General features: G+C 54.2%; 9 protein-coding genes. 2 read left to right on the top strand and 7 right to left on the bottom strand.

From position 1 onward, the window contains the following. Positions 1-342: 342 nt before the first annotated feature. The 6 genes from ggpS to glnA all read right to left on the bottom strand — a co-directional run bounded on the left by ggpS (position 343) and on the right by glnA (position 9,656). Positions 343-2,568 (bottom strand): glucosylglycerol-phosphate synthase, encoded by a 2,226-nt coding sequence (ggpS, locus tag ACGHM3_RS22945; RefSeq protein ID WP_345424316.1) that lies wholly within the window; start codon positions 2,566-2,568, stop codon positions 343-345. A 162-nt stretch (positions 2,569-2,730) separates the two neighbouring features. After that, entirely contained in the window at positions 2,731-4,074 is a 1,344-nt protein-coding gene (locus ACGHM3_RS22940; RefSeq protein WP_345424313.1) for an MFS transporter, read from the bottom strand. A gap of 662 nt (positions 4,075-4,736) precedes the next feature. After that, positions 4,737-6,182: a nitrogen regulation protein NR(I) gene (gene glnG, locus ACGHM3_RS22935; protein WP_345424310.1), complete on the bottom strand. Its 1,446-nt coding sequence runs from the start codon at positions 6,180-6,182 to the stop codon at positions 4,737-4,739. Beyond that, entirely contained in the window at positions 6,166-7,242 is a 1,077-nt protein-coding gene (gene glnL, locus ACGHM3_RS22930) for a nitrogen regulation protein NR(II) (protein WP_345424307.1), read from the bottom strand. The genes glnG and glnL overlap by 17 nt, the downstream gene beginning before the upstream one ends. Before the next feature lie 192 nt (positions 7,243-7,434). Further along, positions 7,435-8,019 carry a DUF4124 domain-containing protein gene (locus tag ACGHM3_RS22925; RefSeq protein WP_345424304.1) on the bottom strand — a complete coding sequence of 195 codons (585 nt, stop codon included), beginning with the start codon at positions 8,017-8,019 and terminating at the stop codon, positions 7,435-7,437. A gap of 230 nt (positions 8,020-8,249) precedes the next feature. Next, a complete protein-coding gene (gene glnA, locus ACGHM3_RS22920; RefSeq protein WP_345424301.1) occupies positions 8,250-9,656 on the bottom strand; it encodes a glutamate--ammonia ligase in 1,407 nt (468 codons plus the stop codon). Positions 9,657-10,056: 400 nt separating this feature from the next. Here glnA and thiI point away from each other — a divergent pair, with 400 nt between their 5' ends. Beyond that, positions 10,057-11,505, top strand: a complete 1,449-nt coding sequence (gene thiI / locus ACGHM3_RS22915) for a tRNA uracil 4-sulfurtransferase ThiI (protein WP_345424299.1) — start codon at positions 10,057-10,059, stop codon at positions 11,503-11,505. A 57-nt stretch (positions 11,506-11,562) separates the two neighbouring features. Next, on the top strand, positions 11,563-11,994 hold the full coding sequence (locus tag ACGHM3_RS22910; protein ID WP_345424296.1) for a hypothetical protein: 432 nt from the start codon (positions 11,563-11,565) through the stop codon (positions 11,992-11,994). 47 nt (positions 11,995-12,041) lie between these two features. Here ACGHM3_RS22910 and ACGHM3_RS22905 read toward each other — a convergent pair whose 3' ends face one another. Further along, a complete protein-coding gene (locus tag ACGHM3_RS22905) occupies positions 12,042-13,532 on the bottom strand; it encodes a YifB family Mg chelatase-like AAA ATPase (RefSeq protein WP_345424293.1) in 1,491 nt (496 codons plus the stop codon). Positions 13,533-13,558: the final 26 nt, after the last annotated feature.

Here is a 13,558-nt window from a genome sequence, read left to right as displayed (position 1 = left end):
TAAAACGGTCCCTTTGATGATAATAGACTTGGACAGCTCAATCAGGTATTGGTCAGTGGATTGCACTTATAGGATCGGCTTCTTAGATCAGTACTATGTCCGTGTCAATTTCCGTCTTACCCCTAAATTGTGCATCAATTTCGGCAGTAATTCCTTGAATGGCGCTCTCTTGGATTGATTAGAAATGCTGCGTATTGCGAATCGCTACCGGTCTTTCACAGGCAGATCAAACGTGAATTCGAGTTTTACAACGTCGTTCTGTTTGCCCGATGTTACTGGCTAGCGAGCCGATTTTTCCTCTAAATTGATTGTGTGCTTTCATTCGCGATGTGACTTTGGCAATCAAATCGCCTCAACGGTCTCCAAAAACTCCCGGCCCCAGGCATCGATATCGTAGTGTTCCACCACTTGGAAGGCCTCGCGCATGCGGTTGTGGGCTTCGGCTTCGTCCATGGTTAACGCTTGGAAGCAGGTGTTGACCAGATCGTGTGGGTCGTGTGGGTTGGTGAGCAGTGCGCCGCGCAGTTCGGCGGCGGCGCCGGCGAATTCGGATAACACCAACACGCCGTTGCCATCGGTCATGCCCTGTGCGGCAACAAATTCTTTGGCCACTAAATTGAGGCCGTCGCGCAGTGGTGTGATCCACATAATGTCGGCGGCAGCGTAGTAAGCAACCAACTCCTCAAATGGAAACGCGCGGAAGAAAAATTGCACCGGGGTCCAGCCGATTTTGGCGAAGCGGCCGTTGATTCGGCCCACGGTTTGCTCAATTTGCGATTGTAGCTCGCGGTAAATAAGCATTTCTTTGGCCGCCGGTACGCACACGGTGACTAGCGTGACCTTGCTAATAAGCTCTGGGTGCTGCGCCAGCAACAGTTCGAAGGCTTCCAGTCTAGGCAGTATGCCTTTGGTGTAGTCTAAGCGCTCCACCGAGAGAATAATTTTTTTGCCGTCTAAATCGGATTTAAATTTGGCAACTTTCTCTTGGAAGTTTTTCTTCTCGATGGTTTGCTTAACGCGTTTTAAATCCAAACCAACGGGCAGTGCCCCCAGTGTAATGGTGCGGCCATTGACCTCGATTTTGGTGGCCATTTCGTCCATGCCTACAGCGCAGCCGTAGGTTAAAAAGCGCGGTGCACAGTTTTGTTTTTCCTTCACCGTAATAGGCATTACCCCTTGGGCCACATCTAAGAAGTTCTCTGACTGGCGAGGGATATGGAAGCCGATAAAATCGCACTGCAGCAAGCTGCCCACAATATCCTTACGCCACGGCAATACGTTAAACACATCCGCCGAGGGGAAATAGGTGTGGTGGAAGAAAGCGATGGTTAAATCCGGGCGCATTTCTCGCAAAAAGGCCGGCACCATCCATAGGTTATAATCGTGAATCCACACCACGGCGTTTTCTGCGGCTTCCGCGGCTGTCTGTTCTGCAAAGCGGCGGTTAATTTTTAAAAACACCTGCCAGTGGTCTTCGCGGAAGCTGGCTTGCTCCCAAAAGGTATGCAGGGTTGGCCAAAATGCTTCTTTGGAGAAGCGCTTATAAAAAATATCGACTTCTTCCTGGCTCAACGTAATTTTAGAGACGGTTAGGTTGGGGTAGTTTTCTTCGTCGATGGGCGAGCGGGCTTGGTAGCCTTGGTAGCTGTCATCGAAGGTAGACCAAGCCACCCAGGAGCCTTTTTTGCCGTCGCCAAAAAAGCTCAGCAAAGTTGGAATAATACCGTTGGGGGATTTTGGCTGGCGTTGTTTTACGACGTTATTTTCTTCGTATTCCTCCAGCGGCAGGCGATGGTACACAATCACCAAATCGGATTTACCCGGTTCGTACGAGTTCTCGGTGCGCGCTTTGATGCTTTTGGCGGTGAGGAATTCCAGTTTGGCTAGCGCCTCTAAAATACCGCCGCAGCCGGATTCTTTGGCGTGGTATACATTGACAAAATCCTTCGTGGCTTCCAGTAAGCCGGGCTCGGAACGGCCCACGCACACCGAAGAAAAACCCTGCTGGCACATGGATAAATCGTTCAGGGTGTCGCCGGCGACTAAAATGTCGGTTGCGTCTAGGCCCAGGTGGTCCACCAGGCGTTTCAGTGTGCTGCCCTTGTTGACACCTCTAGGTAAGAAATCCAAATAGCGGCCTGCGGAATACAGCACATCGCAATTTAATTGCTCGGCGATGGCGTACACATCTTGGGTGACGGCTTCTTGCTCGCAATAAAAAGAGCAACGCCGCTCCTGTGGCACATCCTGGCGAACAATCTCGGCATAGTCGGCCATCACTTCTTCGATTTTGTGCTCACCGGGCCAATGCTGTTCAATTTCTGCTTGCAGGGGTTGAATTGCTTGCAGGGTTTCGCCGTCTACGACGGTGGCGCCGACGTCGCAAATCAAATATTGCGGGGTAGGAATGGTGGGGTCGGATAACAGTGGTAGTACAGTTTCAAGGCCGCGACCGGTGACAAACACGAGTTCGATTTCGGGGTGGAGTGAGATGAGTTGATATAGCTGGCGACGCTTGGTGGGGTCTCCGGCTAAGAAAGTACCATCCAAGTCGGTTGCAAGTAGCATGTAAAGCTCCTGTGGTTGCTAGTGCGAGCCAGGAGCCATAGCGCTGCTGGGCTAGGGAATGTGTGCTGGCTCGCTGGGCGCTGCCTGTACAGCACCGGTGTGTTGATTCGTCATTGGTTGCTGCGGGAGCTGAAACCACGGGATAGCGGGCATTGTTAGCTCCTATTGCGCAGCGGCTTTGGGGGGATTGTCGTCGGCATCAGCATCGTTTCCGGCCTCTGCCTCGGTATCGGCCTCTGGCTCGTGGCCCCACACGGGCACCTGGCCTTCAAACAATTCGCCTTGCTCTTCACCCGGTAGCATTTCCAGCGCAGTGGGCGTGGTGCGTACCATAGGTACAAAGTCGGCGGCGTGTTCCTCGGGGTCTTCCTTGCGGTTGGTGTAGAGTATCCAGCCCGCTGTCAGTGCTAGCAGCAAGTGGGCTGCAGCCCAAAACCCCGGTAAGTAACTCGGTTGTAAAAATTGCATTAATTGCCCGGCCACCGTTGGGCCAAGCATGGCACCTATGCCGTGCAGCAATAGCATTCCGCTGCCGCCTGCCAACATATCCCCAGGCTCTAGGTGATCTACCATGTGAGCCATCGCTACCGGGTAGACTGCAAAAGCCATACCGCCAAAGGCGGCAATCAAGGCAAACGGGCCATAGCCATTGCTACCAACCGCTATCAGCGCGCCGGCAAACAGGCTGGCAAAAATACAAATCAGCATCATTACCAGGCGCCGATCTTGTTTGTCCGAAAGCCGGCCCAACGGGATTTGGCAGGCCGCGCCGCCCAGTACGGCGCAGGTTATAAAACTGGCCACCTGGGTGTTGCTCATGCCCGTGTGTACCGCGTAGGAGGGTGCCAAGCCCCAAAACGCGCCCATGGAGATACCGGACACAAACGCCGCCGTTACCGCCACTGGAGCCTTGCGCCACAATTGTTTTAATTCGATTTTGCTGACGTTGTTAATTTGCGGCTGCTGCATTCTGGTCCAGGTAATGGGTACTAGGCTGAGGCTCAGCAGCACGCTGGATAACGCAAATAGGGTAAAGGTAATGGTGGGGTCTAGGCGGAGCAGTTGCTGCGCCAGAGCCAGTGAGCCGAGGTTAACGCTCATGTATACGGCAAAGACTTTACCGCGATGCTCGGCTGGGGTTTGGCCGTTAAGCCAGCTTTCGATCACCGTGTATAAAATTACCAAGGCGATGCCGGTGAGAACTCGAATACCCATCCACACGAAGGGGTCTACCACCAGTTGATGCAGTAGCACGCAAGCCGATGCCACGGAGGCGCAGGCGGCAAAGGCGCGGATGTGGCCCATGCGTTTTACCAAAGGCAGGGCAACGTAGGTACCAATAAAAAAGCCGACGAAGTAGCAAGACATTATCAAACCGATGATAAAGTCGCTGTAGCCCTCGAGGTTGGCGCGCAGGGCCAAAATGGTATTGAGTAAGCCAACGCCGAGAATAAAAATCGACACGCCGACGAGCAAAGCGCCGACCTGTGAGATCATGGGGATCATAAAGCAGACCTAGTACAAAATTAGGTTTGTGGGTGATAAAGAAGTGGGCAGTGTCAAAAACCGTTCCAAGGTGGGTGTTCGGTTGCCGACAATGGCAAGCTTACCGCGCAACAGCACCAGCGTAAATTACCAACCATTGCCAACTTGTTGGCACACGCTTGCAGTCGCCCACTCGCACGGACACTAAAATAGGTCTCGATCGTGCGCGGCAGGCAAGCAGTATCCGATTTAAAGCCTACCCGTAGTCCGTGCTTTAGAGCATAGCGCACATTTAGCTCGGTGGCTGTTTTAAGTTGGGTACGCTTTGTGATTTAGCACGAAATTAAATGGGACCTTGGCTGGGGATTGCAGTCTAAAAATAGACTCAAAATGTTTTGTAAAGGTCGCTAGCCGCGAGTTTTAAGCACAGGGTTTAACCGATTTTGGCGCAAGTTATTGTAATATTTTCAAAATCTACGCGCATCTTACAAGGGTTCAGATCCGCCATTCTTCTCTCGATGTTTGCGTTGTTTTCTTCTTTTTGTCACCGGCTGAGAGTCGATTTAAGGTTGTTTGAAAACACTGAGTGTTGAGTCTTTAGTGGTTCCGAAACGAAAAAAGCCAAGCAAACGCTTGGCTTTAAGGGACCGTGATGGCTTCGCTGCACTGATAAATCGATAGCGCTAGTCGTCGCCGGCCTCGTCGCCATCGCCAGAGTCCACCATGCCCAGCTCTTTGAGCTTACGGGTGAGGGTGTTTCTGCCCCAGCCCAATAGGTTGGCGGCATCGCGTTTGCGGCCGGCGGTGTGTTTAAGCGCGGTTTCTATCAGGGCTCGCTCAAAAATCGGCACCGCCTCGCTTAGGATGTCGGACTGGCCACGGGCCAGGGCTTGGTCGGCCCAGTAGCGCAGCGCTTTGTTCCAATCGCCGGAAGGCTCCACTTCGCGGCTGTGTTCCATCAGCTCAGGTGGTAAATCCTGCACGTGAACTTCACGCCCGGAGGCCATCACGGTGATCCAGCGGCAGGTGTTTTCCAGTTGGCGAACGTTGCCTGGCCAGGCAATGTTGCACAGGTACTTTTCGGTCTCCGTTGTTAACACTTTAGGTTCCACACCCAGTTCTGAGGCCGCTTTTTGGAAAAAATGTTGTGCCAGCTTGGGGATGTCTTCGCGTCGGTCGGACAGGCGAGGAATGTGAATACGAATCACATTTAGGCGGTGGAACAAATCTTCCCGGAAGCGATTTTCGCTAACCAGTTCTTCCAAATTTTGGTGGGTGGCGGCAATGATGCGTACATCCACTTTAACGGGAGTGTGCCCTCCCACGCGATAGAATTCGCCATCGGCCAAAACCCGCAATAAGCGCGTTTGGGTGTCAGAGGGCATATCACCAATTTCATCCAAAAACAGTGTGCCGCCATTGGCTTGTTCAAAGCGACCCTGGCGCTGGCCGCCAGCACCGGTGAATGCGCCTTTTTCGTGGCCAAATAATTCGGATTCGATCAAATCCCGAGGAATGGCCGCCATATTTAAGGCAATAAAAGGCTGGCTGCGGCGTGGGCTGTGCTCGTGCAGGGCGCGGGCAACCAGCTCTTTACCGGTACCCGATTCGCCGTTGATGAGTACCGTAATGTTGGATTGTGATAGGCGGCCAATGGCGCGAAACACTTCCTGCATGGCTGGTGCTTCGCCGATGATATCGCCGCTGGCCGGTGCCGGTTTGGCATTGGTTTCTGGTTCTTCTACACGCTGTTCTTCGGCGTGGGCCAGGGCGCGGCGAGTCACCGCCAGGGCTTCATCCACATCGAAGGGCTTGGGCAGGTACTCAAAGGCACCGCTTTGGTAGGCTGCCACGGCACTGTCGAGATCCGAATGGGCAGTCATTATGATAATGGGCAAATCGGGGTGTTTGGTGTGCAGATTTTCCAGAAGGGCCAGGCCATCGATTCCTGGCATGCGGATGTCACTTAATATGGCGTCTGGTTTGCGGCCGCCGTTGGCAGCGGTTAGCGCGGCATCACCGGTTTCAAAACACTGGGTTTCGATGCCGGCCTGCTGTAGGGATTTTTCCAGTACCCAGCGGATGGACTTATCGTCGTCAATAATCCAAACGTTATTCATTTTCTGCATAACCAGGTTCCATTGGTAAATAGATGGTGAATTTGGTGGTGCCAGGCGCGCTTTCGCAAAGGATCTGGCCGTGGTGTTGAATAATTAATTGCTGGGAGATGGCCAGCCCCAGGCCGGTGCCCTCGGCGCGGCCGGAAATCATTGGGAAGAATATGTCTTCTATTATGTCTGCTGGGATGCCCGGGCCGTTGTCTTCGATATCGATGCGGCACACCAATGGGTGACAGCGACGGCCAATGCTAAATTGCCTTTGAATACGGGTGCACAGTTTGATGGTTGGCTCGTCCGTGTTGGACTCCGTGAGCGCCTGCATGGCGTTGCGCACAATGTTGAGCAGTGATTGGATCAGTAGCTCATTGTCACCGGGCAGTGGCGGAATGCTGGGATCGTAATCGCGTTTTATAAACACGCCGCCGTGGCTTTCGGCGTTGATTAGCGTGGCTACGCGCTCCAGTACTTCGTGAATATTGACCATGGCCCAGCGCGGCACCTGGCGCGGCCCCAACATGCGGTCTACCAAGTTACGCAGGCGGTCCGACTCATCAATGATGACGTCGGTGTATTCGTGCAGTTCGGGGTTGTCTAGCTCCCGAGCCAACAGTTGTGCGGCCCCGCGAATACCGCCCAGTGGATTTTTAATTTCATGGGCAACGCCGCGAATCAAACTGCGGGTGGTTTCTTGGGACGCGTTGAGTGCTTCTTCCCTGGTGATGCGCAGCAGCCGGTCTAGGGGTTGCACCTCTAACACCAAGCCCGGTAGGTCTTGGTTGGGGGTAACTGAATAATCCACGGTGATACGCTGGCCGTTGTGCAAGCGCCAGTGTGCGCGGCGTTTGGTGTAATGGCGCTGCGCACTCAAGGCATCCTTAATAGCTGTGATCGCGCTTTCGGTTTCGGCGATATAATCGGTAATCGGGCTGCCGGTGATACGCTCTTTGGAAATGGCCAGCAATGATTCGGCGGCAGAATTGATGTAGTGAATTTCTAACGCTTCATTGACCACCACTATTGCGGTACTGAGGCTATCTAGCAAATAGGTAAATTGGGGTTCAACGCTCATAACTTGGGTTTTGTGGTGGTCGGTCGGGCAGCGCACGAGCCGGGGGCAACAGCCCAGTTGTCAGCGCGTGGTGAATAAGAGCAAAAACCGAACCAAAGAGGTGCATGCCCTAATCTGGCCAGTGCTTTGGGTTTAAAAGCGGTAGGAATGCTGTTTTTTGCACCAGTATGGTGCCATTAATTTTTCAATGCGCTATCTTGATACGGTCGGGCGCTGGACGTGAATGGTAACACTCTCAGAGCTGGCGATATTAACGCCGTATTCGTCGATCATGCGGATGGACAATGTATGGGTGCCGCGGTAAAGCGGTTCAATGTTAAATACCGGCGCACTAGAAGATTGGCTGAACTCGCCATCCAACACAAGCTCGTAGCGAGCGGTAAATTCTGGGTTAGGTTGCACAACCGCGCTGACGGTAACCGAGGCTTGGCCCGGAGGAATGGTCACGTCGTTGCTGGGGCTGTCGATACTGATGCTGTAGTCGGCTTGTTCCGATAGTTGGGGCGGTGTTGGGGTGCCTTGGGGTTGCAAGTTCTCACTGCTTTGGGTGTTGATGGGCGGCAGCTCCATGGCCTTTGCGTCTTTGTCTTGTGGGCTGTCTGAGTAGGAAACATTGCCCTGGGCATCCACGTGTTTATAGATGGGTCGCGCATCTGAGCTTGCGGCCAGCAGCAGGCTGAATGCCGCCAGAGCGCATAGGCGCCAGGCCTGGCCGGGGGATGGCAGCTGGTTGTGTATGCCACGGCGGCTCGGCTTGGGAGGCTGAGTTATCGGCATGTGTGGGCTCCACTCGCAGTAGGGTTGGTTTGGCCAGTGTACCACGGCAAGCGGTCAATCCATGGCAAGGGTGAGCTTCGCCGACCGGCGGCAGTGTGTGCGGTGTGATTGTGCACGCCGAGTGACCCACATTGTAGGTTGCTTCCAGATTAGTGCATAAAAAAGCCCCAACCGAGGCTGGGGCTTTTTTGGCCAGAACAAGGCTCCGGCGTGGTGCATCACCAAATGAATTAGCAGCTGTAGTACAGGCCGAATTCCACAGGATGAGTGGTCATGGCAACCTTCTCGATGTCTTCTTCCTTAAGCGCGATGTAGGCGTCGATCATATCGTCGTCAAACACGCCGCCTTCTTTCAAGAAGTCTCGGTCAGCGTCCAGTGAAGCTAAGGCTTCATCTAATGAAGCACATACGGTTGGGTATTCTGCCAATTCTTCCGGTGGCAAGTCGTACAAGTCTTTATCGGCAGAGTCGCCGGGATGGATCTTGTTTTTAACGCCATCTAGGCCGGCCATCAACAAGGCCGCGAAGGCAAGGTAAGGGTTGGCGGTTGGGTCAGGGAAACGAGTTTCAATGCGCTTGCCCTTGGGGCTGGTAACGTATGGGATACGAATTGACGCCGAACGGTTACGGGCTGAGTAGGCCAAAATAACCGGTGCTTCGAAGCCAGGTACCAAACGCTTGTAAGAGTTGGTGGAGGCGTTACAGAAGGCATTCAAGGCTTTGGCGTGTTTGATGATACCGCCAATGTAGTACAGCGCGGTTTCAGATAAGCCTGCGTATACGTCACCGGCGAACTGGTTAACACCGTCTTTGGTGAAAGATTGGTGCACGTGCATGCCAGAACCGTTGTCGCCCACTAATGGCTTAGGCATAAAGGTGGCGGTTTTGCCGTAGGCGTGGGCCACGTTGTGTACAGCGTACTTCAGGATTTGTACTTCGTCGGCTTTTTTGGTGAGGGTGTTGGCGCCAACGCCGATTTCACACTGGCCTGCAGTACCCACTTCGTGGTGGTGTACTTCAATTTCCAATCCCATGGCTTCCATGGCATTACACATTGAGGCGCGGATGTCGTGCAGGGAATCCACGGGTGGTACTGGGAAGTAACCGCCTTTCACACCTGGCCGGTGGCCTAGGTTGCCGTCTGGAATGTCTGAGCCGGAAGACCATGCGGCTTCTTCGGAGTTGATTTTGTAAAAGGCACCGGACATATCGGCACCCCACTTAACGTCGTCAAAGACGAAAAACTCTGGTTCTGGGCCAAAGAATGCGGTGTCGCCCAGGCCGGTGCTGGCCAGGTAAGCTTCGGCGCGCTGGGCGATGGAGCGAGGGTCGCGGTTGTAGCCTTCACCGGTGGTTGGCTCAACGATGCTACAGCGCACAATTACGGTGGTTTCATCGGTGAAGGGGTCAAGGAAGCTGGATGAATCATCTGGCATCAGGATCATGTCGGACTCATTAATGCCCTTCCAGCCGGCGATGGAAGAACCGTCGAACATTTTGCCTTCGGTGAAGAAGTCGTCGTCTACTTCTGTGGACGGGATGGTAACGTGCTGCTCTTTACCCTTGGTGTCGGTAAAGCGTAGATCTACCCATTTTGCTTCGTTGTCGGTAATTAGGCTTTGCGTTTGGCCTGACATGTATTCCTCCAAAAATGGCTGTGTCAGAAATCATAAAAGTGGCAAAAGGCGTTGTCAGCCTTTAGGCCGGAGTGAAAGGACTGTAGCTTCCCCCAGTATGCGTGCTGTGGTTACCCTGCACGCAAATGCCTTGCGATAAGGCAATCCCTGTGCCGCTGCCGGCGGGCCGGCCTTGGCATAAAAATTCAATAAAATCAGTAGCTTGTCAATATTTGATCCGAGTGGAGAAGGCATTATAACGTGCCAGTATTTTTATGCATTATATTGGTGCGTTGGTGGCGGTCGTACCGGCGGTGCCTGGGTTCTCTATAACGTCAGCATAATACACCTTTTGCAGTCCCGATAGGGGGCCAGCTGGGCTATAATGCGGCTTGAAGCACCTATTTTATTGAATTTTTATATGCATTTTGTAATTAAGCTATTCCCCGAAATCATCGTCAAAAGCGCCCCCGTTCGTAAACGATTCACCCGCCAGCTGTACAACAACCTCAACATCCTGGTTAAACGCATCAGCCCTTCGTTAAAGGTGCGCCGCGATTGGGAAAAGCTCGAAGTGGTTGGCCCAGAAGATAGCGCCGTACAAATCAAGGTAGCCCAGGTGCTGGCCAACACACCAGGTATTGCCTTCTTTTATCAGGTCACTCAGTTTGAGTTTGAAACCCTTGACGACATCTATCAGCACACGGCGCAGATTTGGGGTGATCATCTGGCGGGCAAAACCTTTTGCATTCGAGCCAAACGCACCGGCAGCCACGACTACAGCTCGGTGGAGATAGAGCGCTACGTGGGTGGCGGGCTCAACCAAAACCACGTCACTGGCGGCGTGCGCCTAAAGCAACCGGACATCACCATAAAGCTGGAGGTCAAAAACAACACGCTGTTTGTGGTGCAACGAGAAGTGGGCGGCCTGGGTGGCTTTCCGCTGGGCACCCAAGACCCGGTGCTGAGTTTGCTCTCCGGCGGTTTTGATTCCACCGTCGCGTCCTATTTAGCGATTAAGCGTGGTCTACGCACCCACTACCTGTTTTTCAATATGGGGGGGCGTGCCCACGAGGTTGGTTGTAAAGAAATTGCCCATTATCTTTGGCAAAAGTTTGGTTCATCGCACCAAGTGCGGTTTATCAGTGTGCCGTTTGAGGGTGTGGTAGCGGAAATCCTCGGCACCATCTCACAGGCTAATATGGGGGTGGTGCTCAAGCGCATGATGCTGCGTGCTGCCAGCAAGGTAGCGCAAGAGTTTAACATCGAGGCCCTGGTCACCGGTGAGAGTGTGGCCCAGGTTTCGTCGCAAACCATCACCAACCTTTCGGTGATTGATCGGGTAACGGAAACCCTGGTGCTGCGGCCGCTGATTACCAGCGATAAAGGCGACATTATTGCTACCGCACGGGCCATAGGCACAGAAGAATTCGCCGCCAATATGCCCGAATACTGTGGTGTTATCTCCAAAAAGCCCACTACCCGGGCCAAACTGGCCGTGGTGGAGCAGGAGGAATCTGAGTTTGACCTCAGTGTGCTTGAGGATGCCGTAGCCAGAATGACGGTGCAGGGCATTTTGAATGTGCTGGAGGCCACGGATTACCAGCAGGCGGATGAATTTGGCTATGTGCCCACTGGCGCCGAAGTGATTGATATTCGCCATCCGGACGAGCAAGAGTCCGCACCCCTGCTGGTGGATAACAAACCGGTAAAGCACATTCCGTTCTATTTGTTGGCGAAGTCCATTGCCGAGCTGGGCAGCCAGCAGCAATACCTCTTGTATTGTGACCGCGGCGTGATGAGCCGCTTACACGCCGGGCAGCTGAGCGAGGAAGGCTACCCGAATATCGGAGTCTACCGGCCCAATTAACACCGTGGTCTATAGTTAAGTCGCGATTCTTCCGCCGATTTAACATGGACCGAAACAATGCCAGATAACAAGCGCGCGCAACTATGGGTGATATTGGCCTTCTTGCTGCTTGTGTGTACCTCCGTAGGTGTCACCTCTTTTACCGTCATTAAGCTGCGCGAGGGCGGTGGCGGTGGCGGTTATCGCCACGTCACCATGACCGACGCCTACCTCCAGTGCGTTGAAAAAACCAAAAAAAAGTTCGGTTCTCGGTTGGCGGGCTATGGCGAAGACTCCTTGTCCACGCGTTACAACCAAGCTAAAGGGCGCTATCAAATCTACATTGATGCCGAAGTCAAAAATAAAAAGACCGGCGCTATGGAGGCCGCTTTTATTAGCTGCCAGGTAGATGACCGCGGCAAGGTTAAATCCTTTGGCGCTGGCATGGGCGGCGACGGCCCCAAACCAGAGCCTGTGGACGGCGGTAACCCCTTTGGTTACGACCTCTAATCGGCAGCGTTACTGGCCTCGATTCCAGGCTTGGGTTTTCTAAACACCTATTGAGTGCGGTCCAATTGCCGGTAGCCTATGGCCTCGGCCAGGTGGCTACGCTGTACGGTATCGCTCAGGGCTAAATCGGCCAGCGTACGAGCCACCCGCAAAATACGGTGGTAAGCCCGCGCGGACAAGCCGAGCTTTACCGTGGCCTGTTCTAAAAACTGCGCCGATGGTGCGTCAATAGCGCAGTGTTGGTCCAGATTGCGGCCTGCCAAATGGGCATTGCTAACGCCCTGGCGATCGACCTGCCGCTGCCGCGCGGCGATAACTCTCTGCCGAATTACCCCGCTGCTATCGCCTCCGGGCAATTGCTGCAATCGGCTGGGCGGCTGATTGATGACAGCCACGTGTAGATCGATGCGGTCTAACAATGGCCCGGAGATTTTACTGCGGTAGCGGCGCACTTGATCCGGGGTGCAGGAACAACGTGGCTCGGGGTAATGCCCGCAGGGGCAGGGGTTCATGGCGGCAATCAACTGGAATGCGGCCGGGTAGCTCACCTGCCGGTTGGCGCGGGCGATATCAATGCGGCCGTTCTCCAACGGCTCGCGCATGACTTCCAATACGGATCGCTGAAACTCGGGTAATTCGTCCAAAAACAACACGCCACTGTGGGCCAGCGATATTTCGCCGGGTTTGGGGTTACTGCCGCCGCCCACCAAGGCCACCGCCGAGGCGGTGTGGTGGGGGTGGCGAATGGGTGGGCAAAAATGTTGTTGGCGATGTAACCCAGCCACGGAATAAATGGCCGCAACGCTGAGCGCCTGGTGCTCGGTTAGCGGAGGTAAAATGCCCGGTAGGCGCTGAGCCAATAAGGTTTTACCGGTGCCCGGTGGGCCAAAATACAACAAATTGTGGCCACCGGCGGCGGCCACCTCTAAAGCGCGTTTGGCTAGTTCTTGGCCTTTCACTTCGCTCATGTCCGGGGCTTGGCGGTCATTTACATGCTCGGCAATGGGTGCAAACTCCGGCAGGCGGTGCTCACCGCGCAGGTGTGCACACAGGCTAAGCAAATCCTTGGCATAGGCGCAGTCCAATTGCGATACCAAGCTGGCCTCCTGGGCATTGTCGGCGGGCAGCACCAACCGGCGGCCACAGTGCTTTACTGCCATGGCCGCAGAGATAGCCCCCTGCACCGGGCGGATTTCTCCGCCCAAGGTAAGCTCTCCCAAGACTTCGGTGTTGTTGAGAACGGTGATAGGCAGCTGATTGGAGGCGACCAGAATACCCAGGGCGATGGCTAAATCGTAGCGGCCGCCCTCTTTGGGTAAATCCGCCGGTGCCAGGTTAATGGTGATGCGACGGGCAGGGAATTCAAAATGGCAATTCAGCAGCGCGCTGCGCACCCGTTCGCGGGATTCTTTCACGGCGGTTTCAGGTAGGCCCACCATGGTAAGGCCAGGAAGGCCGCCGGATAAGTGTACTTCCACCGTGACCGGAGGTGATTCAACGCCCAGTAAGGCGCGGGTGTGGACAGTGGCGAGAGACATAGTTATTGTCGCCGGCGTACCTTGGG

This window comes from Halioxenophilus aromaticivorans (assembly GCF_042850945.1).
Classification (GTDB): Bacteria; Pseudomonadota; Gammaproteobacteria; order Pseudomonadales; family Cellvibrionaceae; genus Halioxenophilus; species Halioxenophilus aromaticivorans.
This window is presented reverse-complemented; position numbering and strand designations above follow the sequence as displayed.

Excerpts from the sequence above, each read along its gene's own strand:
- ggpS (WP_345424316.1), bottom strand. The coding sequence starts at position 2,568 with ATGCTACTTGCAACCGACTTGGATGGTACTTTCTTAGCCGGAGACCCC.
- ACGHM3_RS22940 (WP_345424313.1), bottom strand. The coding sequence starts at position 4,074 with ATGATCCCCATGATCTCACAGGTCGGCGCTTTGCTCGTCGGCGTGTCG.
- glnG (WP_345424310.1), bottom strand. The coding sequence starts at position 6,182 with ATGCAGAAAATGAATAACGTTTGGATTATTGACGACGATAAGTCCATC.
- glnL (WP_345424307.1), bottom strand. The coding sequence starts at position 7,242 with ATGAGCGTTGAACCCCAATTTACCTATTTGCTAGATAGCCTCAGTACC.
- ACGHM3_RS22925 (WP_345424304.1), bottom strand. The coding sequence starts at position 8,019 with ATGCCGATAACTCAGCCTCCCAAGCCGAGCCGCCGTGGCATACACAAC.
- glnA (WP_345424301.1), bottom strand. The coding sequence starts at position 9,656 with ATGTCAGGCCAAACGCAAAGCCTAATTACCGACAACGAAGCAAAATGG.
- thiI (WP_345424299.1), top strand. The coding sequence starts at position 10,057 with ATGCATTTTGTAATTAAGCTATTCCCCGAAATCATCGTCAAAAGCGCC.
- ACGHM3_RS22910 (WP_345424296.1), top strand. The coding sequence starts at position 11,563 with ATGCCAGATAACAAGCGCGCGCAACTATGGGTGATATTGGCCTTCTTG.
- ACGHM3_RS22905 (WP_345424293.1), bottom strand. The coding sequence starts at position 13,532 with ATGTCTCTCGCCACTGTCCACACCCGCGCCTTACTGGGCGTTGAATCA.